Below are 19320 nucleotides of genomic sequence, written 5' to 3' on the forward strand. Positions count from 1 at the left end.
AGCGGTTCCAGTTAAAACGGAATCGTGGGACCGCTCTATCTCTTTATTTTATGCTTTATCCAACGCAAAACCGCTTCGCACTTTTGCGGGAAATGCTCTATTTCAGCTGACGGGCTCCGAAGACCGTCTCAAACGCTCTTCCCAAAGCGACGTCCATGTCGCCCATTGTTACCGGCAATCCAAGGTCTACAAGGCTGGTAACGCCATGTTCCGAGATTCCGCAAGGAACGATGCCGGAATAATGGCTGAGATCGGGTTCGACATTGATGGCTATGCCGTGAAAGCTCACCCAGCGACGGAGGCGGATGCCGATAGCAGCAATCTTGTCTTCACACATGCCGCCATTGGCAAGGCGCGGCTTTTCAGGCCGTGTAACCCATACGCCGACACGATCCTCACGACGCTCGCCTTTGACGTTGAACTCGGCAAGGCTCTCGATGATCCACTGCTCAAGAGCTGTCACGAAGGCGCGCACGTCCTCGCGGCGGCGTTTCAGGTCGAGCATCACATAGGCAACGCGCTGGCCAGGTCCGTGATAGGTATATTCTCCGCCGCGTCCCGTGTTGAAGACAGGTAGACTGTTCGGGGTCAGGAGATCGTCTGCATTGGCGCTCGTCCCCGCCGTATAAAGCGAGGGATGCTCGACCAGCCACACGAGTTCATTGGCAGTGCCGTCCCGGATGGCCTGGACACGTGTTTCCATGAAAGCGAGTGCTTTTTCATAATCCGTCAGCCCTTCGGCAACGATCCAATCGACTGGCGGCGCATCCGCCGGAACCGGCAGGAAATGTGCCTCCAGCGCATCGCGTTCACGCGGCTTTTGTGAAGCTGTCTCGAAAATGGGGAAGGCGGAATTATTCGTCATGATGGCAGCATATGGCGGTTTTGCAGCGCAACCGCCAGATGGCAAAATGCCTCCCCGATCAATGAATCGCGAGCGGCACTTCCTTTTCACAGCGATTGCGTCCTGCCTGCTTGGCCCGATAAAGCGCGCGGTCAGCGGCATTGACGAGATGGCTATAATCGGGATGACCGTTGAATGCTGCAACCCCGATGGACAGCGTTACAGACTGGCGTGCGCCATCGGGAAGGTTCAACGGTTGTTGTGCTATCTGTTTGCGAAGCTCTTCGGCGATTGTAAAAGCTTTGTTCTCGTCGGCTTCTACGAGAGCGACGAGAAACTCTTCGCCACCATAGCGGAACACGAAGTCGCTCGGGCGGCAAAGCGACAGGATCGCTTCGGCCACCTGCTGAAGGACTGCATCGCCACTGCTGTGTCCGTATGTGTCGTTAATGTTCTTGAAGTGATCGATATCGATCATCAAAACGCTCAGATCCATGGCCTTTTGCGAGGCCATGCGCACTTCACGAGTGAGGATCGAAGGCATGAAACGCCGGTTTAGAGCACGTGTCAGTGGGTCACGACCTGTTTCCATCGCGGCGGCCGCCTGAAACAATTCGGACAGCAGGAATTTCACTTCACCGATCTTGGTTTGAAACAGTGCCAACGAAGCCGCAAGGCCGGCGGGGTTGTCTTTGCGTGCGCTGTTGATGGCTGGCAGGAGAACATTGTCGATATGTTCTACATTCCGGCGGATGTTTTCCAACGTGCCGGAGTTGGAGAACATCAGATCAGCCTTGTGTTGCAACCACAATCCGAAATCCGAGCTTGCAAGGGAGTGAAGCGGACTATCGGAATTGCCGTAGAGGTTGAAGAGGAGCGACTGGCTCCACTCCATAAGCGCTGCACGTTGCGATTCGCGTTCAAGCGGAAAATCGTGACTTAGCGTGAAAGCCCGGTAGGCTTCGTCGGTCTGGGCACTTTCGCGCGCGTCCTTGACGAAGGCTTGGCTCATGATTTCGATAGCGATGTCGATGGCATTGCTGACATGCACGATCAGGCGCGCCAGAACCTCTCTTGAGGCAGTTTCCAGTTTCAGTTGACGGACGATTTCGTTTTTCAGCAGGCGCGCGCCTTGCATGACGACGTGGATAGGCACATCGATGCGGGCGTGAACCTCGCCAACCTTGCGCTGTTCACGAATGAATGCCTCAACATCGTCGGCTGTTCTCTGGAACATTTTCAACAGCCAGTCGCTCAGTGAATTGTGCAAACGTTCCTGCACCATTTTCTGGGACAGGAATGTCGCTGCATCACGATTGTTCATAAGGCGATTATAGAAAACACCGACAAACTGCTCGCGGTGACGGTCAATCAGATCACGGAGAAAGAGAGCATGTTCTTCGGGCAGGCCGCTGACCAGCTCGACCCATTCGGTCTGGGTTGCGCCCAGTCCAGTTTTCGATCCCCATGTCGTGTCGATTTCAGAGGTCGAATAGTCCATGTTCCTGCTCCTTGCGATGGCCGCAAAGCTTCGCCCGCTACCGGTTTTGGACCGGTGCCGGATCGGCCTCGCGGATTGGAGATTCTGCGGCTTTCCCTTTGCTTGGAAAGGGCTGTGTGCGAATTCAACAGGCACCTAATATCCCGACTTTCTTAAAAAGTCTCTCCGCAAAATGGCGGGTTAGTAATTGGTTTAATTGGCAGCGCTTTTTGTAGAGTGCGGTCGAGATTGATAGAGCGTCGTAAGATTAAGTGACTTTACCAAATGGTTGTTTGGCCTACCTATCTGCGGGCAAGATTCCAATTCTGGCCATCTCTGGAAAGGACTCCGGAATGAGATTTACGTTAATTTCTGCGGCTCTCGCGCTCTTCGCGATTACCGCTGTTGCTGAAGCAGGTACACCGGTTGCTCCGGCTCCGATTTCGGCTGTAGCCGCCAATAGCACTGGTTCGGCCATTCAGGTCGACTATCGTTGCCGTCGCGGCATGGTTCGCACGCCGAGCGGTCGCTGTGTTACGGATCGCCGCTGGCGGGATGATCGTCGCGGATGGGATCGTCACTCACCACGTTATTATCGCGAACGGGATCGTGATCGCCGCTGGCGCCATGATCGTGATCGTCATCTCGACAGAATCTATATCGAGCCACGTCGTCGCGGCCCGCACAACTAACAAAGAAAAAGAGCAGCGATTTCGCTGCTTTTTTTATACTGGCTCGGCTTGTGTGTCGGAAAGACTGTCAAGTTGCGGAAATACATCCGCTGTCATAGGGGCCAAGACGTCAATCACCAGTCCATCTGGCGCGAAGTTGATGTCGCATTTGGCCCTGAGTTCGCCCGTGAGAACGGAATAGAGCAGCCGCTGGCCGAAGCCACGACGGGTAGGGCGTTCGACTGCAGGTCCTCCGTCTTCAACCCAGCGCATATGAAATTTTCGCTCGCCCTGCCTTTCGAGCACATCCCAGCTGAATTGGACCGTGCCGTTTTCATTGGAGAGCGCGCCGTATTTCACGGCATTGGTCGCGAGTTCGTACAAACCAAGCGAAAGCGAAACCGTTACACGGTCGCTTACCACGAGTTCTGGACCACTGGTTCGGATTCGATGACCGAACGTGCTGTTGAAAGGGGCGAGGGCAGTTTCGCAGATCTGGCTGATCGTTGTGCCCGTCCAGTCCTCCCGAAGCAGCATGTCATGAGCCTGACTAAGCGCTCGCAGCCGCTCACTGAATAGTTCGTTCGCGGTTTGCGGATCGGTGGCATTGCGCAAGGTCTGGTTGGCGATCGATTGCACCATTGCCATTGAGTTCTTGAAACGGTGCGAAATTTCGCGGGTCACAAGTGCCTTGTCAGCCTCGGCTTTTTTGCGTTCGGTGACGTCGATGACGATACCCAGAAGCGCAGGTGATTTGCCGAGGAGAGCTTTGGCTCGTGTTTCCACCCAGCGCACCTGTCCCAGCCTGTTGGTAATGCGATATTCAACCCGGAAAGATTTGCCTGTGGCAAAAGATTCCTGCGAACGCTGGATAAGCGTTATCCGGTCTTCAAGCACCACCATGTCGATGATCTTGTCGTAGTTGACTGGTTCGTCCGGCGTCAGTCCGAAAATGCGACGATATTCGGCCGAGCAGCTAATCTCCCCGGTCGTGTAATCCCGCGTCCAGAAACCGACATTCGCCACTTCAACGATATACTGGAGTTGATCGCTGCTACGCTGCTTTTCAATTGAGAGCGTTTCGCGTTCTTTTTCGAGCTCAACCAGTTTGCCGAGTTCCAGCGTCACATCAAGCTGCGACGAAACGAAGTGATGAAGTTCGCCATTCTCGGTTTTGACCGGGGAGATATGAAGTCGATTCCAGAACGGCTCGCCAGATTTCTTATAATTGAGAATATCGATCTCAACGGACTGTTCGGCTTCCAATGCCGAATGGATGATCTCGACATGTTTCGGGTCTGTGCCAGGGCCTTGAAGAAAGCGGCAGTTCTTCCCGATGATTTCGTCGGCCTCGTAACCAGTGAGGTTCTGGAAGGCCTCGTTTGCAAAGATGATCGGATTGTCCGGCAGACGCGGATTTGTGATGAGCATTGGCATGGGCGTCAGTTCAACCGCTGCCGTGAAGGGATTCGCTTCCTGGGAGAAAGATGCTCCCAAAACTTTCACGGACGGCTGTACTCTTGTTGCCAATGCAAACCCCACTCGCTGAAAACGCTTACAAGCTGTCCTAATTCACGCAAGTTATCTCATTGTCGCTTAATTTGCGAACAAAAATAATGGAGTAGCTCGAACGAAAATATTGGCTCTTTCGTTAAATCATTGATGGAATGGCCATGCATTGCGACGTGAAAATAAGGCATGCACATAATTTACCGACAATATTCAGCGTGCATTCATAAACGGAAAGCAATGATGGCATCATTGAAATGGAGAAGCACAGGATGAACACCTTCAAAAAGATGATGGTTGGCCTCGTCGGTGCAAGCTTTCTGATCGGCGCAATGGTGCCGGTCTCGGCTGCACCTGTGATGCCAACTGCGCCTGCGGCAAGTAATGAGAATGTTCAGCAGGTCCGCGATGACCGCTGGCGCCGCGGGCCAGGACATGGAAACTGGGGTGGACACCGACCTGGGTATCGTCCGGGCTGGCATGGTCGTCCTCATCGTCCGGGACCTGGCTATTGGAATGGACACCGCGGTTATCGGCACTACCGTCATGGCTATCGTCGCAGCAATGATGGGTGGTGGTATCCGCTCGCAGCTTTCGGCGCTGGCGCAATCATTGGTGGTGCAATTGCAGCTCCGCCGCCCCCACCGGTCTATCGCGCGCCTGCTTACGGTTACAGCAACTCGCATGTCCAGTGGTGTTATAATCGTTATCGGTCCTATCGGGCTTCCGACAACACTTTCCAGCCGTATAACGGTCCTCGTCAGCAGTGTTATTCGCCATACTGACAGTGGAAATTTGTTAAACTCAATGAAGCCGCCCTTCATGGGCGGCTTTGTTTTTGTGGACTAAGTCTATCAACTGTATCCGTGAGTAATTGTCATCCATATCAGTGCATTCTAAAAGGCGGCGGGATAAGATTCCGGGGTGCATTTGTTGAATCGCTTTCGGTCTCCCCATTTCATAACGAAGCGCTAAAGGAGACGGGATGCGCCAGATTTTACCCAAGGCTTTGGCCGGTATAGTTATACTCGGCGTACTGAGCGTAGTACTTGGTTCCTGGTACACGATTGACGAAGGTGAGCGCGGCGTTGTTTTGCGCTATGGGGCGGTTTCCGGCGTTGCACAACCGGGGCTGGGCTTCAAAATTCCGGTGATCGATTCGATTGTGCGAATATCGGTGCAATCCAAGGCTGCGATCTATAACAGCATGGAAGCCTATAGCCGCGATCAGCAACCAGCTACGATGAACCTGTCGGTCAATTATCGCATTCCGCCAGACCGTGTGGAGGAAGTCTACGCGACCTACGGCGGTGAAGACGGCCTCTTGTCCCGCCTTGTCGAGCGACGCGTTTTTGAGGAAAGCAAGACTGTTTTCGGCAAATTCAATGCTGTGGAAGCCATTCAGGAGCGTAGCCGTCTCAATCAGGAAATTGCGGAGGCAATTCAGAGCAGTGTACGCGGTCCGGTTATTATCGACACGGTGCAGATCGAGAATATCGATTTTTCGGACTCCTATGAGCAGTCCATCGAACAGCGTATGTTGGCCGAAGTTGAAGTGCAACGTCTCCGCCAGAATGCAGAGCGCGAAAAGGTACAGGCTGAAATCACCGTGACGCAGGCAAAGGCTCAAGCAGACGCACGCCGTGCCGAAGCCCAGGCTCAGGCCGATGCGGTTCGTCTGCAGGCTGAAGCCGACGCAGAAGCGATACGGGTAAAGGGCGAGGCGGAAGCAACCGCGATCAAGGCGCGTGGCGATGCACTGCGTGACAATCCAGGTCTTGTCGCACTGACGCAAGCAGAACGATGGGACGGCCAGCTGCCAAGCACGATGCTACCGAATGGAGCAATACCCATGCTGAACCTGAGCAATTCCCAGACGCAGCAGAAATCACCTGACTATTGATATAGTTGCAGAGAGACCAGCTGGGTCGTGACTGTCACGTTTGACGCACATCCCGAAAAGCGTTTCATCCTTTTCGGGATGTGTTCTACCCCCCGCGCTGGTCATAACCTTCGACGTTTTCTCCATCCATTTTCTGGCGCAGGTGCTGCTTTAGCCTCATGATCTTGTCTGCGTCCCATCCGGTCACGTCGGTGACTTCCAGCCACGCATTGACATAGTGTTCCGGAGCATAGACATGCCCGTGTCCTATCGGCGTGGCGGTCCCAAAAGCCATATCTAGTGCCAATTGCAGCATGGTCACGACAGGATACCACCGCAGTTCCGGTGAAACATCCGGTCCGCGCGGTGCTTGCATCCAGTCAGGTTGACGATAGAACGATAGACTGTCGAAGAATGTCACCGGATCGCTGGCATATTGCAGATACACCACCCGCAACGGCCCCCAGCGGGTTCCATTTCCCGGCGCTTCACCATGCTGATTCATGAAGCGGGCAAAGGAGCCGTCTCGGAACACTGGTAGCCATTCTGGAGTTCCAGGGTTTCTTCGTCTGGTCATGGCTTTCCAGTCCCTGCTCGGGAAAGGTGGCCCGCTCCACAAGGCACCGTTGATTGGATCGTCAAGCATTTCGAAAAGCTCGGCTGAGACTTCAGAATTCATCGCCCCAAGGCTCAAGCCATAGAGATACAGACGTGGGCGCTGATCGTGCGGAAGTTCTTTCCAGTAATTATAGACGGTTATGAACAGAGCTCGGGACGCTTCTGCTCCGTATTCGGGTTGGAACAACAACGACAAGGGACTGGAAAGATAGGAATATTGCATGGCAACGCTGGCCACATCGCCATTGTGCAGAAACTCCAGTCCGTCCATGGCTGCTGGATCTACCCACCCTGTACCGGTTGGAGTGATGACGACCAGCACAGAACGTTCAAAACCGTTCTGACGCTTCAGTTCCTCAAGTGCTAGTTCGGCTCGTTGTTCAGGCGTATCGGCTACTTGCAGACCTGCATAGACCCGTATCGGGTCTATAGCCTTTTCGCCAGTCAAGGCAGCAATATCGGCAGCTCCGGGACCCGAGGAAACGAACTCACGTCCAGCCCGCCCAAGCTCGTTCCAGTGTAAAAGCGAAGCGGCGCTGCCAGTCTCGTTCGGTGATGTCGGTTGTGGGCGATCCGGTTCGATCAGAGCGTCAAACTCGCGAAACGAACGATCCAGAACCTTGAAAGTGGACTGGATGAGCAGGCCGTTGGCGATGGTCCAGATGAGCACAACAGTGATCGTAATGCCCAGGACATTGGCTAACCGGCGAGGCATAACGAGTTGTACTTTGGCGGAGACGAATTTCCCTAGTAGAATGAGAAGGCGAACCAGAATTAGCAGAACCAGAAATGTCAGCACAGCTAACGCGGAGACACTCATTGGATAGGCGCTGGGCACCGGCTCCATATCCATGACTGCACGAACTGAGTTCTGCCAGCCCGCGGCAAAATAGAGTGCTACGACGGCCACGGCGAGACAAACCAAACCCACCACAAGATTGGCCCGACTGCGCAGCCGATTCCGGGGTTCAGGCAATTCCAGATAATGCCATAGCCAGCGCCACAATACGCCGATGCCATAACCGGCTCCGAAGGCGACACCTCCGAGAATTCCCTGCATGACGTAGGTTCGCGGGATAAGGCTGGGGGTGAGGGCTGCGGCGAAAAACAGTGTTCCGAGCGCGATACCCACGCCGGACAAGGAACGTCGGAAATGAGAAAATGCCTTGGTGGCCAGAGACATGAAGCACCACGCAGATTAAGTCATTGGAATGAAACTAGCTGTAGCAAGAGCGGGCGGCAAGGCCCGGCACGGAGAAGCAGGAGCTGAATAGTCCTGGTTAGGCACCTCGCGGTTCAGAATCGCCCCTCTGCTCAGGGTGTTAAGTATCCAAACGAGCATGAAAAGCGCCTGTTTACCGGCATATGGAAGAGGCGGTCTGGCATGGAGTATCCCAAACCTGTGATTTTTTTGAATTTATGTTGAAGAAACCTGATTTTATGGTGTTGACCAATCCGTAAGCCGCCCTTATGTTTCGCCGCACTTCCGGGGGCGATTTGCTCCTACAGGGAGCGCGTAGCTCAGCCGGTAGAGCAACTGACTTTTAATCAGTAGGTCTTGGGTTCGAACCCCAACGCGCTCACCAAAATCTCCAACAAAATCAAACATTTACGGTAACTCCTCTACTGATTTGTTCGGGCGTTTGTGTCGTGGGTACCGTATGGGTACTCTTTTGCAATGCTGGGTACTGGCGTTCTGATCTCAGGTGCAATCAGTTCAGCGAACCATCTTGCTGCCCTGAGAACCCATCGCGCACTGATAATTCTCACGAAGGCCATTGGACGGCCCTCCGGCGGCGGACAAGCCTAGCAAGATCATTTCTCGCCTGCCGGTAGCCACTACCGTCAAAGCTGAGGGAGCGAGGCCCGCCATAATCGGCGTGGCTGTCGTCGGTATCATAGTTTGCCGAGAATGGTTCCGGCATTTCTATGCCGCGCTGTGTGACCTGTTCAGGCCAGCCAAGCGTCAGTTCATCGTCGCCGCTGTCGCTATGATCATGCGGCTCATCTGTCACTTCGCCGCCGTGCTCATTCTCGTCCTCGATTTCGTCATCCTCTAAATCAGGATCGCCATCCATCCGGTCGAGATACCAGATCATTTCTTCAATCCACTGCTCCAGCATCAAGCGGCGAAGACGTTTCACTGCGGGGCCTGTTACTCGCATGTGACCGCTCCATAATTCTGAATGCCTGCGAGGTAGCCCATAGCGGCCCGTATCATGCGTTCGGCAGCTTCCGAGCCATAAACGCCGTTGCTGTCGGCCATTGCGATCTGCAAGGCTTTCAACGCGCCCTGACGGGTCCATGCTGGCTGTGTCCAGTTACAGAGAACTTCGAGCGGTGGACCATAAGACACCTCGGCATATGCCTGCGCCTCTTCATTGCCCTGGGGGGCGTTCTTGTTGAAGTCATCCAGGCCAGCCAGATAAGCGTCGATCGCTTCAAGCAGTGGATCATGTGATGGCTGTGTATTCGTTGCCTGCAAGCCCACCATGGCGCGGTGAGTGCTAATTGGACCAAAGAGTACCGGGCAACCAGTTGAGCGATTGCGTGGCGTGACTGCTGCCATCATTGTACCGTCAGCATATTCGTCCAGAGCGTCGGAAAGCTCGTAGGCGAGGCGGGTTGCTCGGTCGATGGGACGTTCGTTTTTCGGCATACCTTCGGCGGTTGCCTGACTTGGTTGTGTCGGCATCTTTCAATCTCCACTTGTTAATTTATCAAGTAAGATTGAATTAATCATAATTGCAATCATCGTCAAGCCCACTTGATAAAAAAACAATCGCGGTGTAGAAAATAAACATGATTACACCAGAACAGATACGCGGAGCGCGAGCGATGCTGGGAATGACCCAAGCCGAACTCGCAAAATTGGCTGGCCTGTCAACGACGGGCTTGAATAATATCGAGCGCGGCAGTGCTGATCCGAAGGCGTCCACGCTTTCGGCTATTCAGTTGGCGCTAGAGGGTAGGGGGATTGTGTTTCTCGCCAACGGGGATAATCGCGATGGCGGTCCCGGCGTACGGCTGAAAGCCTAAGCAACCTTTCGCTCAAATCGAATGGTTGAAAGCGACGGTATTTGTCGTTTTGAAAAGCGACACGGTGTCGGGTTTGCGTATCCGCCAATTTGGCGCTTACGTTGGCCCATACCGAACATCTGGCAAATTTGCCGAATGTCCCAAAATGTAGGGCCGCTACCGTCCGTAGTTTCCAGAACTCTGGAAACTCTCACCTTTTGATGAATGTATGCGAAATTTGCACAGAATGTTTCCCCAGTTGGGGAAACTTTCAGCCGGCCCAAATCTGGGCGCGTTAGGTCTGCCCAAATCTGGGCATACCCCTTGACCGCCCGTCGCGCCTCTGCCAGCTTGCGGCAAACAGGGGGAGTAGGCTGAATGGATTGGCTGGGGACACTTAAAGCAAAGGGCGACTTCGCAAAAAGGATCGCTGCGCAAACGGTTGAAGCGCTCAAGCATCCGAACCTTACCATCGATCAGGGGAATAGGCTTTATAAGCTGGTGGTTAAGGGTAGCGAAGAATTTGACCAGTTTGTCGAGAAATTAGATGCGGCAGATTTGGACGAAGATGTCTATGACGGCCTGATCGAAGTTGCTGAGACGATTGAAGACATATGGTCTGATCTGATTATAGGCGTTGCGGAACAATTGCGAGGCAAAGGCATCAAACTTGATCACGCCACACCTGATCACGACCGAGACGAGAAGCACAACGAACTTGCAGCATTAGCAGCAAAGAATGGCCTGGAGCTTTTAGCATCTGATGTTCTGGTAATGGGAACCGGCACGAGAGCTGATAATGTGGCTGATTTTGGCCGCGCCATCGTTAAATCACAAAAATCCGACGATGAACTTGATGATATTGGCATCCAGCTTATTCGTGAACCTGAGAATGAGGTCGATGAATATGCAATCAAGATTTATGGATGTTGGAAGGAGATAGGCCGTTCGGTTAATCGTCACATTGGATATGTGCCTAAAAAGCTTGCCTATAAGATCGGCATGAATAATTCGGACGATACTTTGGTTGGCTTGCTTTCATCAATGAACAACAATGATGATGACGGCTTCGATATTAAAATACATATTCTGGCGAGGGGGTAGCGGCCTAAGCCGCCTGCGCCAGTCTCATAGCTTTCAGCGCAGTCTTGTATGACAGCCCGGTCTTATCCCGTACCCACGGCCCAAATTCACCGTATGGCAGCGATTGCTTATTCTGGATGAGAAATCGCCCTATCTCGATCAACTGCGCGTCTGTGTGGCGCGTATAGGGCTGGAACATCGGCCCTTCGTCTGAATTGGCTACTGGTTCCTGCGAGGTTGCCCGGTGAAGCGATTTCTCTTCGTCGTAGGCTTTCATAAGGGCTTTGTAATTCGGCGCTTTGTTGGCCCGTTTTGCGCTTCTATGCATGGAAAGCATCAGATAGAGCATCCCAGCAAGTCCCGCACGATGAGGAACGGTGCCTGATAGCTGGTTACATTCCCACATAGCAAAGCCCATAGGCATCTGATCCCAGGCCTCATACCAGCTTGATAGATCGGTCTCGATCCAGTCAGAGCAGGCCCGGACAAGATCGCTCACGGCCCATAGGCTGTACTTGTCAATCAGTCCCTGCTTTCCCGCTGCTTCTGCCAGGGTGGACAGAACGATGCGGGCGTGACCTTCACCATACTTTTCAATCAGTCGGTTGATCGTGGCAACGGCGCGTGTCTGGCCGGGTAGCGGGTATTGGGTACCGGGAATGATCTCGATATCGAACTCTGCGCAAAGCTCATGTGCTGTCGTCATGTGAACGGCCTGCTTGCTGAATTGGAGACTGCGCAGAATATATCACATCTTGTGAACAATGCGCTATAATTGATCGCATATATTGAACAGTTGTGGATTGCCCATGTCGAAGCTCAACAAGCCTATCCGCTCCATGCTCATCAACCGATACGATGGTGCGCGGGTGCTGCACATAAGCGATATCGCTTTCAAGGAACTGGTCACAGAAGGCTATATCAAGCCAGATAGGCGCAAGGGCTTCTATCGGCTGGGGAGCATCATCGACGGCCACGCTGAAGCTGTGCGGATGAATAGGATCGTCGCACCGCATGAGAGGACAATCAATCCCGCGATATTGGCTTGCGGACTGACGGAATAGGCGGCGGGGGGAGGTTTAAACTGTCACCGATCGGTATCCGAGACCCGTGCGCCAGGACAGCGCACGTATCCGCAATTCAATAAAAGGGGGGGGCGTATCGGGCAGTCAGGCAGGCACGTGTCTGCGTACCCGACGCCCAGACTATTTTCCATAAACCGCGACAATTTTCATTTTTCTTACGTTTTATGATTGCTGTCTTGTCGGGCGGGTCTGGGATCGGATGCCGATTATTCCGAGAATGCCCGCCCCCTTTTTCTCAATTGCAGATGGATGCATGAACTGGGCTGACGGGTCTCCAGATGGAGAGGTGGCGGGGATCAGAGGACCCCGCCCTCGATCCTCTTGAAGAACTGTGTGTTTTCCGACGTATAACCACGCTTCTCAAGAATGCGTTCAAAGCCCTTGCGGGGCGCAGGCATTTTAATCTGCTTGGCTCCCTTGTTGCGCGCCCATGTCTCGTAGAACGAAAGGAAGCCGTCGAATGCGTGACCGTCCCGATACTCAGGCTCGACATACGCGGCGATCTCTTCCGCTTCCCGATCCGTGCTGAATAGGCCATTACCGACACGCGCACAGAAGAAGCCGACCGTCTCTAAACCGTCATCGGTGTATGTCTTTGCAGACAGAACCAAAAAATCAGGATCGGAAAGAGCCTTGTCGGCTGTCGCCTCGATAACTGATGGATCGCCCGGAAACGGCGACACCTCCTCAGTGGCTTTCGCCGCCATCTCCAGCAGTCTCGGCTTGTCATCGGTGGTAGCAACGCGGATTTCTACTGTCATCTGGTGTCCTATTCCGACTGTTCAACGAATGCGACAAAGTTGATGATGCCGTGACTGGTCAGCCCGTCAGGATCACGCATTGTCATGGTCTGCCGGTGGTTGATCGATACGAGCCGATTGTCAGGGAGTTCGATTGTGGCACCGAGAACGGCGCGCCTGACCAGATCGCCAACCTGACGACATTCCGGAAAGCCTACGGATCGCGACCAGACATCAAGCTGGATGCTGATCTCGAAGCCGGTGATGCACTGCGCGTCATCGCTCAATTCATCGAACGGTCCGAACGAGACATACGGGAATGCCGCGCCTTCAGGCACGATGTCGTAGACACGGCCACCAATAATCTCGGACAACGCCGGGTCGGCCTTGAGACGGTCGTATAGGGCCCTTTGTAGCTCAAGGGACGGTGATGTCATGCCGCCACCTCGCTAACTGCCTTGGCCTGCTCGTAGCGCTCTTTCAGCCATTCCGGGTAGCGTTCCGGCCCGTTCGGGTCGATCTGCTTGCCGATCTGATCTTCGGGCCACCTATGAGCGATCCACGATTGCGTATGTCCCTGCTGAATGGCGGACATCTGAATAAAACCGCCAGCCATGTAATGACGATTATCGCCCTCGCGTTCTTCCTCACCTTTGACAAACGCGCTATCGGCGCGGCAAGCACATACCAGCCGCAACAGAATATCGCCCGTATCTTCGTTGGGCAGCGGCGGCACGAGATTGAATTCGTGCATCGTATCTGGCAGATGATTGCACCATGTTGCAGCGGGCAGAGGATACCGGACGAAGGGTTCTAGGGTGAGAGACCCGCCGTCGCTCATATTCACACTCGGCTTTTCATAGCTAACCACTCGGTACGCCTCATACGCTTGCCTTGCGTCGGACCATCCACCGATGACGCAAGAGACTTCGCTAATCGGGCCTCGGTACCATTCGCCCCAGACGTCGGTGAAAAGCTTGCGATGAACAGTTTCGCAGAAGCTTGCTATTCCCTCCACCAGATCGTCAAAGCTGTTGATCTGCTGGTTGACTTCCCACCGCAGGGCAACGGCGAATGCGCCCGCGCCGGTTGAGCCGATGAAGCAATCAAATTCCGGTAACAAGATGACCTTGGAGACGAAGCCGGAGACCTCGCCTGTCTCGTAGGTGTAGCAAACCCCATCCGATGCAACGAGAATGCCGTCTGTTCCAACTGATATAGCTAACGCGCTCATGCCCGGCCTCCTATCGCCAGCACACATTCGGCCCCAGCTTCACCGCCAGGCACGTATCCGCCGGTCGCGAAGTGGTCCAAAGACATGCCGTTATTGATTGCTTCCAGAATGCCCCGGTTTTGTTTCGTCGCCTTGGCGTTCACAACGAACTCGCCATTGGAGAGCTTTGCAAAGATGCTGTCAGATGTCGCGGAACCGGGACCGCGCACGTGACCGCCGCCTGCCAGCCGTAAACCGGACCATGGGTCGGAACTGCCACCGCCGAATATGCTGCTGAAGATACTACCGATCCCGCCACTGCCACCGCCTCCGAATAGAGCATCCAGACCCGAATTCAGGAAACGGTCAGCCAGTCGGCCCAGAGCATCGGACAGGACATCAGAAGCCTTTGCACCACTGAGAAGGCCAGACACGAGCGTACCGGCGAACTCACGGCCAGCATCGTTGACTTCCTGAATAGCTGCCTGCTGCCTGTCGTATGCTTCGGTCGCCTTGTAGTTTGCCTCCACAAGCTGCTCGATTTGGGCCTTCTCTGCCGCCGTGGCCGCTGCGCCAGCATGGCGAAGAGCAGTCATCTTCTCCTTTTCCAGCGCCGATTTGCCCACCAGAGACGCTTCGAACTGAAGGTCAGCGATTAAATCCTGTACCGCTTTTCGCTCGCGCTCTGCGGCCTTGGCTGCCCTGTCACGCGCTTTTTCCTCATCCGACTTGCCCTTCTTCGTGGTTTCAGGCGGGATATATGGCTTTACCGGCGGCTCAATTGTGATGGTGTCGAGCTTGACCGCGGTTAGTTCGTCCTTGCGATCCTGGAGGCGCGCCATCTGTTCGTCTACGGCTTTTAGCTCTGTAGCTGCATCCTTACCAATGACGCCGAGAACGCTATCTTCCCATCCACCTTTTTGAGCAAGAAGCTGTTCCCTGCGCTTCGAAAGCGTGTCCAGTTCGGCATTGATGCCAGACAGGGTTTTGTCTTCAAGGCTCTTCCACGATGACAGGAAACCTTGCAGCGCGGTTGCTGCTTCAACGATAGCTCCTTTGACCGCCGTACCCATCGTGGTCGCCAGCCGGTTAAAAGCCTTGTCGATTTCATCGGCTTTCTTGATGAATTCAGCATCGAAGACAGCGCCCATCTTCTCGGCTTCGTTGAGCGTGGCGGTGATGCCCTCGCGGCCTTGCTCAATAAGCCTGACAAACTGTTCGCCACCCTGACCGCCTAGAAGTTCATCGAATATGCGGACGCCTGCCGCTGTGTCCTTCAGACGGCGGGTACGGTCGATCAGTTCAAGCATGAACTTCGAGGGGTCTTTGATGCGCTCCTTCACCTCTGCCGGTGACATACCGAGACGCTGGAAGCTCTCTGCTGCCGACCCCTTGCCGGTCTGGATATATTCATCAGCCCGGAGGCTCAATTCCTTGAAACCGTCAATCAGGGCGTCAATGCCAATACGGTTCTGATCGGCCACATAACGCCACTTCTGGAAATCCTCGACCTTAATACCGGCGGTCTGAGCTTCGCGACCAAGATCAGCGAATGACTTTGTAACAGCCTGGACACTCGTGGCGAGACCAACCACGCCACCGGCAGCGATGCCCGCAAACAGGCCCTTCCCAAATTCGGAAACGATGCCCTTCATCTTGGAGAAGCCGCGACTAAGCGAGCTTTCCATATTCTTCGCGGCGCGGTTGGTGCGGCTCTCCATGCCGCCCATCTGGCTGTCCAGCTTCTGCGCAAACTTCGCCATCTGCTTTTCGGCCTGGCTAACACGCATTTCCATGCGCGCATACAGTGCGGGTTCATTGGCCATTGTTGAAATCCTTGATTGCTTTGTTCATGGCACGGCTACGGCGGCTCGCGAACTTCTTCTTGAACAGGCGATAAGCGGGCCAGAAGAAGGGATTAGCCGCCATCTCCTGGGTGCCGAACTCTTGCGCCAGCGCGTAATCGTATGTCGCGCTCTGGCCGTCCTTGACGGGGCGCGTAGTGGCTTCACCGCCAGCCCGCACAACCTGACCGCCGGTCTCGGTCTCGTAATGGCGGATGCTCGGTTTCAGATGGATGCCGTCCTTCGGATCGACCGGGGCCATGCTGCGGGACACACGCACCCATTCGTCGGCGTTCTGCTCTATGGCCCGATTAGTGTCCTTGCGGACCTTTTCAGGCAACCGAAGCATACGCCGCTTAAATTCACCGCTCAGATACCAGCCTTTAGCCATGGGCTTCTCCCTGCGCTTCCGCGTCATCGAAATGCGCATCCTCTGGCGGTAGTCCGTATAGCGCCGCATAGAGGACCATGGAGGCGAGAACAGCATATGTGCCTGCGCCGTTCGCCTTGACCGCATCGTCAATGATGGTGGGCTGCTTGTCCTGCCGCTTCAGCAACCCAGTTTTGTTGAATAGCTGCCACTGCATCGCGTCCATGCCCTCGGTGGGCTGCTTTCGGACGGCGAAATTCAGAACGTTGGTGACATCATCCACGCTCCAGCCATTGTGCATCAGTCGCTGAAGCGTCGGAAAGGCCGCGCCGTGGTCCAGTTCGAAGTATGGCAGCGCATGACGCTGGATACCGATATTGACCTGCTTGCCGTTGATCTTTGCGTTAACTGTTAACGCCTTCGCGGTTTCGGTGTTCATGTTAACTCTCCGAATAAAAATGGGGTGCCGCCGCCATTGTGGCGCGGTCAGAAGCCCGGATTTTCAGGATCAAGCGTGGGGATGGTTTTTCGGTCATTCCGCCGTTTCGCTTAACAATTTCGGTCCGAGGGAAAAAATTATGCGGATGCCTTGGGCGTGGGTACGCGCTGAAGGCCCGATTTAGGATCAGAACGGCCCCCCCGGTCATCGATAGGCCCTCATCTGATGGTCGAGGCGCTGCTTTTCGCCGTCGTGGCAAGTCTTGCAGAGACATTGCAGGTTCGTCTCATCCCAGAACTTGGTCTCACAGCCGCCATGTGGTTCGCGGTGATCGCAAACCAGCTTGGAGGTGTCAGGCTCAAGCCGTCCACACATCTGACAGGTGAACAGGTCGCGGGTAAATATCTTCATGCGAAGCTTCTGCCACCGGGCGATGCGATACCACCGACGCCACGGCTCTACCTTCACGCGGTGTGCGTCACGGCTCTTCTGGCTACCAGGTGCGGGACCAAGGCGAGGCTGCATGGTCGAGACCAGCGGCTTCATCATCTTCAGCTTAGGTCTAGCCATCAGAATGTCATCCCATCCGTGCGGCGTTTCACGGCGGTGAAGATTGCCTTCTGCTCTGCCTTGGTAGGCTCGCGCCCCATGAACTCGGTGGCACAGGCATAGCCTCGCAGGAATAGCTCGACCTCGTACCTGGCGCGGATACCGAACTCTTCTTCCACTCTCTGGAGCTTATCCAAAGCGTCCATGCCGAATAGGTCTTCAATCGGCTTATCGAATGAGGCGTCCTTCTCTTCCTTATTTAGGGTCATGGTGCAGGATCTCCGGCCTTTTCCTCTACCGCCGCGATGCGTTCCGCCAGGTGGCTCAGTTCCTTTTGGATTTCGTCAAACGACCGATCGATGTAGCCCTTCATGGCTTCGAAGCCCTGATCAAATGCTTCCTGAAGAGAAACGGGTTTATCGCTCCCATTATCGGAACCCGCCTTTTGAAGCGCTCTCTCAATCGCTGAGACCATTCGCTTTTCAAATTCATCATCCGTCATCACGCATCACGTCCTTTCTTCACCATGAGCATCCAGCCGTCGCATGTGCTGGGTTCTTCGGTTTCCTTGAGAGAGCGGAGAGCGATCCATGCACTGCCGTTGTAGGTGACGACATCGCCCTTCGAGTATGGCTGTGCTCGCTGATAGACGCCCCGATATCTGATGCCGCCTTCTTCCAGGGCATCCAGCCGCTTCTTGACCGCATTGAATGCGTCCATGACTTCGGCCATCGCCTCATAGAAAACGCCCGTTTGGACGGACGATTTCAAAAGCTCCGGTGAGGCGTTCTTGATTAAGTCTCGCAGGCTCATGTCCGGTCCTCCGCGATTTCGTGTATGACGCCGTTCTGAAGGCACCATTCGATTGATGAAGGTTCTTCGTCGGACGCGATGTTCTGGATCGTGGAAACGTCCAGATTGGTGCGCTGCGCGATCAGGGCGAACATGTCCGCGTCAATCGCCCGGAACTGATCTGCCTGACGCTGGAAATCACCGGCCTTCCAAGATGTGACCGAGTATTCCCCACATCGTGACTGATGGATGAGGAATGAGGATGTCCGGCTGGCGATCCGCCGATCTGCCGCCAGTGCGATCAACAGGCCACCGCTTTCGCAGCTACCGACGATATGAGCAGTCTTGCGTCCGGCGGGATGGTCGCGAAGCTGCTTGTGTAGCAACATTGCCGGGAAGCACTCGCCTCCGGGGCAATCGATAATCAGATCGATCGAATGGGCTGCCGGTGCCGAAGCGAGCTTTTCAACGACATCACAGAATAGCTCTTCGGTGATCGATCCCTTGATGTCGATCTCGATATGACGGACATAATCGCCCTTGGCGCGGTGACGCTCGGCAAGCTTGAGATTGCGCTGCCTCACGGCTTCGGTCGGCTCCAGGCTGATGCCATCATCTGAGAACATGCTGAAGATCATCGGCACCAACTCCGGGCAAGTTTCAGGGAGTTGTCGACAAGGCCGCGCTGGCCCTTGCTGCCGCAAATTGCTGGATGATCTGGAGACACACCGGCCCGAACGGCATCACGGTGGAAATCTTCACCAACTTTCAGGAGGATATCGAGGCGCTCCACAGCTTCGAGCACGGCGACGGCATAATCCTGATAGACTGGCTGGAGTGCCTGATTTGCGGTCTGTACGTATTCACGATTGAGAGCGTTGAAGGTGCCGCTTGTCTCGGTATCCTGATTGACAAGCTCGGCCAGATTGTCGGCTGCATCATCAATCTGGGCCTGGGTAGGGATCGACTGAACGGTTACGCCTAGCTCGGCATTGCTGCGGGTCATCCGCATATCGGAAAGCTCACGCGCTGCTAGCGATCTGGCGTTCCGGGTTGCTTCATAAGCCTGACCAGCATCGACAAGCTGGCGGGGTTTCTCTGGAAGGCGAAGAGCGCGGGTGAAGTATTCCGCGCCCTTCTGATCTTTGTTGTTTCGGGTCATGTTGGGTGCCTTGTTTGCCAT

General features: G+C 54.7%; 25 protein-coding genes and 1 tRNA gene. 7 read left to right on the forward strand and 19 right to left on the reverse strand.

Annotation, left to right across the window (positions count from 1 at the left end; all coding sequences use genetic code 11):
* Positions 1–97 precede the first annotated feature (97 nt).
* Positions 98–865: a lipoyl(octanoyl) transferase LipB gene (gene lipB, locus CES86_RS25465; RefSeq protein WP_181834066.1), complete on the reverse strand. Its 768-nt coding sequence runs from the start codon at positions 863–865 to the stop codon at positions 98–100.
* A 58-nt stretch (positions 866–923) separates the two neighbouring features.
* Complete coding sequence (locus tag CES86_RS25470) at positions 924–2345, reverse strand: GGDEF domain-containing protein (protein WP_012093038.1); 1422 nt, start codon at positions 2343–2345, stop codon at positions 924–926.
* Positions 2346–2677: 332 nt separating this feature from the next.
* Here CES86_RS25470 and CES86_RS25475 point away from each other — a divergent pair, with 332 nt between their 5' ends.
* Positions 2678–3016, forward strand: coding sequence for a hypothetical protein (locus CES86_RS25475; protein WP_094515722.1), 339 nt, complete (start codon positions 2678–2680; stop codon positions 3014–3016).
* A gap of 33 nt (positions 3017–3049) precedes the next feature.
* Here the strand turns inward: CES86_RS25475 and CES86_RS25480 are convergent, their stop codons facing one another.
* Entirely contained in the window at positions 3050–4492 is a 1443-nt protein-coding gene (locus tag CES86_RS25480; RefSeq protein WP_255411955.1) for an HWE histidine kinase domain-containing protein, read from the reverse strand.
* Positions 4493–4776: 284 nt separating this feature from the next.
* On the opposite strand from CES86_RS25480, the gene CES86_RS25490 reads away from it, so the two are divergent.
* Together CES86_RS25490 and CES86_RS25495 are read left to right on the forward strand one after the other, a co-directional pair.
* On the forward strand, positions 4777–5289 hold the full coding sequence (locus CES86_RS25490; protein ID WP_010658849.1) for a BA14K family protein: 513 nt from the start codon (positions 4777–4779) through the stop codon (positions 5287–5289).
* A gap of 200 nt (positions 5290–5489) precedes the next feature.
* Positions 5490–6407 (forward strand): prohibitin family protein, encoded by a 918-nt coding sequence (locus CES86_RS25495; protein WP_094515723.1) that lies wholly within the window; start codon positions 5490–5492, stop codon positions 6405–6407.
* Between the two features lie 85 nt (positions 6408–6492).
* Here the strand turns inward: CES86_RS25495 and CES86_RS25500 are convergent, their stop codons facing one another.
* Positions 6493–8187: an alpha/beta hydrolase gene (locus tag CES86_RS25500; RefSeq protein ID WP_012093034.1), complete on the reverse strand. Its 1695-nt coding sequence runs from the start codon at positions 8185–8187 to the stop codon at positions 6493–6495.
* Between the two features lie 327 nt (positions 8188–8514).
* Between CES86_RS25500 and CES86_RS25505 the strand changes: the two genes are divergently transcribed.
* Positions 8515–8590, forward strand: a tRNA-Lys gene (locus tag CES86_RS25505).
* A gap of 180 nt (positions 8591–8770) precedes the next feature.
* Here the strand turns inward: CES86_RS25505 and CES86_RS25510 are convergent.
* Together CES86_RS25510 and CES86_RS25515 are read right to left on the reverse strand one after the other, a co-directional pair.
* Positions 8771–9169: a hypothetical protein gene (locus CES86_RS25510; protein ID WP_094515724.1), complete on the reverse strand. Its 399-nt coding sequence runs from the start codon at positions 9167–9169 to the stop codon at positions 8771–8773.
* Positions 9160–9699 carry a hypothetical protein gene (locus CES86_RS25515; RefSeq protein ID WP_094515725.1) on the reverse strand — a complete coding sequence of 180 codons (540 nt, stop codon included), beginning with the start codon at positions 9697–9699 and terminating at the stop codon, positions 9160–9162. The genes CES86_RS25510 and CES86_RS25515 overlap by 10 nt, the downstream gene beginning before the upstream one ends.
* A 107-nt stretch (positions 9700–9806) precedes the next feature.
* Here CES86_RS25515 and CES86_RS25520 point away from each other — a divergent pair, with 107 nt between their 5' ends.
* Together CES86_RS25520 and CES86_RS25525 are read left to right on the forward strand one after the other, a co-directional pair.
* Positions 9807–10043 carry a helix-turn-helix domain-containing protein gene (locus CES86_RS25520; RefSeq protein WP_094515726.1) on the forward strand — a complete coding sequence of 79 codons (237 nt, stop codon included), beginning with the start codon at positions 9807–9809 and terminating at the stop codon, positions 10041–10043.
* A gap of 357 nt (positions 10044–10400) precedes the next feature.
* The gene (locus CES86_RS25525; RefSeq protein WP_094515727.1) at positions 10401–11126 is read left to right on the forward strand and encodes an HIRAN domain-containing protein; all 726 of its coding nucleotides are present in this window, start codon (positions 10401–10403) and stop codon (positions 11124–11126) included.
* Between the two features lie 4 nt (positions 11127–11130).
* On the opposite strand, the gene CES86_RS25530 is transcribed toward CES86_RS25525, so the two are convergent.
* Complete coding sequence (locus CES86_RS25530) at positions 11131–11811, reverse strand: DUF3102 domain-containing protein (RefSeq protein WP_094515728.1); 681 nt, start codon at positions 11809–11811, stop codon at positions 11131–11133.
* 103 nt (positions 11812–11914) lie between these two features.
* Between CES86_RS25530 and CES86_RS25535 the strand changes: the two genes are divergently transcribed.
* The gene (locus tag CES86_RS25535; protein ID WP_094515729.1) at positions 11915–12169 is read left to right on the forward strand and encodes a hypothetical protein; all 255 of its coding nucleotides are present in this window, start codon (positions 11915–11917) and stop codon (positions 12167–12169) included.
* A gap of 317 nt (positions 12170–12486) precedes the next feature.
* Here the strand turns inward: CES86_RS25535 and CES86_RS25540 are convergent, their stop codons facing one another.
* The 12 genes from CES86_RS25540 to CES86_RS25590 form a co-directional block, all read right to left on the reverse strand.
* Positions 12487–12951, reverse strand: a complete 465-nt coding sequence (locus CES86_RS25540) for a GNAT family N-acetyltransferase (protein ID WP_094515730.1) — start codon at positions 12949–12951, stop codon at positions 12487–12489.
* 8 nt (positions 12952–12959) lie between these two features.
* Positions 12960–13367 (reverse strand): DUF3168 domain-containing protein, encoded by a 408-nt coding sequence (locus tag CES86_RS25545; protein WP_094515731.1) that lies wholly within the window; start codon positions 13365–13367, stop codon positions 12960–12962.
* Complete coding sequence (locus CES86_RS25550) at positions 13364–14164, reverse strand: hypothetical protein (protein ID WP_094515732.1); 801 nt, start codon at positions 14162–14164, stop codon at positions 13364–13366. The genes CES86_RS25545 and CES86_RS25550 overlap by 4 nt, the downstream gene beginning before the upstream one ends.
* Positions 14161–15969 carry a hypothetical protein gene (locus CES86_RS25555; RefSeq protein WP_094515733.1) on the reverse strand — a complete coding sequence of 603 codons (1809 nt, stop codon included), beginning with the start codon at positions 15967–15969 and terminating at the stop codon, positions 14161–14163. Before CES86_RS25555 ends, CES86_RS25550 begins: the two co-directional genes overlap by 4 nt.
* Complete coding sequence (locus tag CES86_RS25560) at positions 15959–16378, reverse strand: HK97-gp10 family putative phage morphogenesis protein (RefSeq protein WP_167387155.1); 420 nt, start codon at positions 16376–16378, stop codon at positions 15959–15961. The genes CES86_RS25555 and CES86_RS25560 overlap by 11 nt, the downstream gene beginning before the upstream one ends.
* Positions 16371–16796: a hypothetical protein gene (locus CES86_RS27645; protein ID WP_167387156.1), complete on the reverse strand. Its 426-nt coding sequence runs from the start codon at positions 16794–16796 to the stop codon at positions 16371–16373. The genes CES86_RS25560 and CES86_RS27645 overlap by 8 nt, the downstream gene beginning before the upstream one ends.
* 204 nt (positions 16797–17000) lie before the next feature.
* Entirely contained in the window at positions 17001–17366 is a 366-nt protein-coding gene (locus CES86_RS25565) for an HNH endonuclease (RefSeq protein WP_094515735.1), read from the reverse strand.
* Positions 17366–17614, reverse strand: coding sequence for a hypothetical protein (locus CES86_RS25570; RefSeq protein ID WP_094515736.1), 249 nt, complete (start codon positions 17612–17614; stop codon positions 17366–17368). The genes CES86_RS25565 and CES86_RS25570 overlap by 1 nt, the downstream gene beginning before the upstream one ends.
* The gene (locus tag CES86_RS25575) at positions 17611–17847 is read right to left on the reverse strand and encodes a hypothetical protein (RefSeq protein ID WP_094515737.1); all 237 of its coding nucleotides are present in this window, start codon (positions 17845–17847) and stop codon (positions 17611–17613) included. Before CES86_RS25575 ends, CES86_RS25570 begins: the two co-directional genes overlap by 4 nt.
* A complete protein-coding gene (locus CES86_RS25580) occupies positions 17847–18158 on the reverse strand; it encodes a hypothetical protein (protein WP_094515738.1) in 312 nt (103 codons plus the stop codon). Before CES86_RS25580 ends, CES86_RS25575 begins: the two co-directional genes overlap by 1 nt.
* Positions 18155–18775, reverse strand: coding sequence for an ATP-dependent Clp protease proteolytic subunit (locus CES86_RS25585; RefSeq protein ID WP_094515739.1), 621 nt, complete (start codon positions 18773–18775; stop codon positions 18155–18157). Before CES86_RS25585 ends, CES86_RS25580 begins: the two co-directional genes overlap by 4 nt.
* Positions 18772–19299 (reverse strand): hypothetical protein, encoded by a 528-nt coding sequence (locus CES86_RS25590; RefSeq protein WP_143851109.1) that lies wholly within the window; start codon positions 19297–19299, stop codon positions 18772–18774. The genes CES86_RS25585 and CES86_RS25590 overlap by 4 nt, the downstream gene beginning before the upstream one ends.
* Between the last annotated feature and the right edge of the window lie 21 nt (positions 19300–19320).

It is taken from the genome of Brucella lupini, assembly GCF_002252535.1.
In the GTDB taxonomy this organism is placed as follows: Bacteria; Pseudomonadota; Alphaproteobacteria; order Rhizobiales; family Rhizobiaceae; genus Brucella; species Brucella anthropi.

Excerpts from the sequence above, each read along its gene's own strand:
- CES86_RS25580 (WP_094515738.1), bottom strand. The coding sequence starts at position 18,158 with ATGAGCCTGCGAGACTTAATCAAGAACGCCTCACCGGAGCTTTTGAAA.
- CES86_RS25475 (WP_094515722.1), top strand. The coding sequence starts at position 2,678 with ATGAGATTTACGTTAATTTCTGCGGCTCTCGCGCTCTTCGCGATTACC.
- CES86_RS25585 (WP_094515739.1), bottom strand. The coding sequence starts at position 18,775 with ATGATCTTCAGCATGTTCTCAGATGATGGCATCAGCCTGGAGCCGACC.
- CES86_RS25545 (WP_094515731.1), bottom strand. The coding sequence starts at position 13,367 with ATGACATCACCGTCCCTTGAGCTACAAAGGGCCCTATACGACCGTCTC.
- CES86_RS25560 (WP_167387155.1), bottom strand. The coding sequence starts at position 16,378 with ATGGCTAAAGGCTGGTATCTGAGCGGTGAATTTAAGCGGCGTATGCTT.
- CES86_RS25495 (WP_094515723.1), top strand. The coding sequence starts at position 5,490 with ATGCGCCAGATTTTACCCAAGGCTTTGGCCGGTATAGTTATACTCGGC.
- CES86_RS25490 (WP_010658849.1), top strand. The coding sequence starts at position 4,777 with ATGAACACCTTCAAAAAGATGATGGTTGGCCTCGTCGGTGCAAGCTTT.
- CES86_RS25590 (WP_143851109.1), bottom strand. The coding sequence starts at position 19,299 with ATGACCCGAAACAACAAAGATCAGAAGGGCGCGGAATACTTCACCCGC.
- CES86_RS25535 (WP_094515729.1), top strand. The coding sequence starts at position 11,915 with ATGTCGAAGCTCAACAAGCCTATCCGCTCCATGCTCATCAACCGATAC.
- CES86_RS25575 (WP_094515737.1), bottom strand. The coding sequence starts at position 17,847 with ATGACGGATGATGAATTTGAAAAGCGAATGGTCTCAGCGATTGAGAGA.
- CES86_RS25470 (WP_012093038.1), bottom strand. The coding sequence starts at position 2,345 with ATGGACTATTCGACCTCTGAAATCGACACGACATGGGGATCGAAAACT.
- CES86_RS25530 (WP_094515728.1), bottom strand. The coding sequence starts at position 11,811 with ATGACGACAGCACATGAGCTTTGCGCAGAGTTCGATATCGAGATCATT.
- CES86_RS25555 (WP_094515733.1), bottom strand. The coding sequence starts at position 15,969 with ATGGCCAATGAACCCGCACTGTATGCGCGCATGGAAATGCGTGTTAGC.
- CES86_RS25525 (WP_094515727.1), top strand. The coding sequence starts at position 10,401 with ATGGATTGGCTGGGGACACTTAAAGCAAAGGGCGACTTCGCAAAAAGG.
- CES86_RS25550 (WP_094515732.1), bottom strand. The coding sequence starts at position 14,164 with ATGAGCGCGTTAGCTATATCAGTTGGAACAGACGGCATTCTCGTTGCA.
- lipB (WP_181834066.1), bottom strand. The coding sequence starts at position 865 with ATGACGAATAATTCCGCCTTCCCCATTTTCGAGACAGCTTCACAAAAG.
- CES86_RS25540 (WP_094515730.1), bottom strand. The coding sequence starts at position 12,951 with ATGACAGTAGAAATCCGCGTTGCTACCACCGATGACAAGCCGAGACTG.
- CES86_RS25515 (WP_094515725.1), bottom strand. The coding sequence starts at position 9,699 with ATGCCGACACAACCAAGTCAGGCAACCGCCGAAGGTATGCCGAAAAAC.
- CES86_RS25520 (WP_094515726.1), top strand. The coding sequence starts at position 9,807 with ATGATTACACCAGAACAGATACGCGGAGCGCGAGCGATGCTGGGAATG.
- CES86_RS25500 (WP_012093034.1), bottom strand. The coding sequence starts at position 8,187 with ATGTCTCTGGCCACCAAGGCATTTTCTCATTTCCGACGTTCCTTGTCC.
- CES86_RS25570 (WP_094515736.1), bottom strand. The coding sequence starts at position 17,614 with ATGACCCTAAATAAGGAAGAGAAGGACGCCTCATTCGATAAGCCGATT.
- CES86_RS25510 (WP_094515724.1), bottom strand. The coding sequence starts at position 9,169 with ATGCGAGTAACAGGCCCCGCAGTGAAACGTCTTCGCCGCTTGATGCTG.
- CES86_RS25565 (WP_094515735.1), bottom strand. The coding sequence starts at position 17,366 with ATGGCTAGACCTAAGCTGAAGATGATGAAGCCGCTGGTCTCGACCATG.
- CES86_RS27645 (WP_167387156.1), bottom strand. The coding sequence starts at position 16,796 with ATGAACACCGAAACCGCGAAGGCGTTAACAGTTAACGCAAAGATCAAC.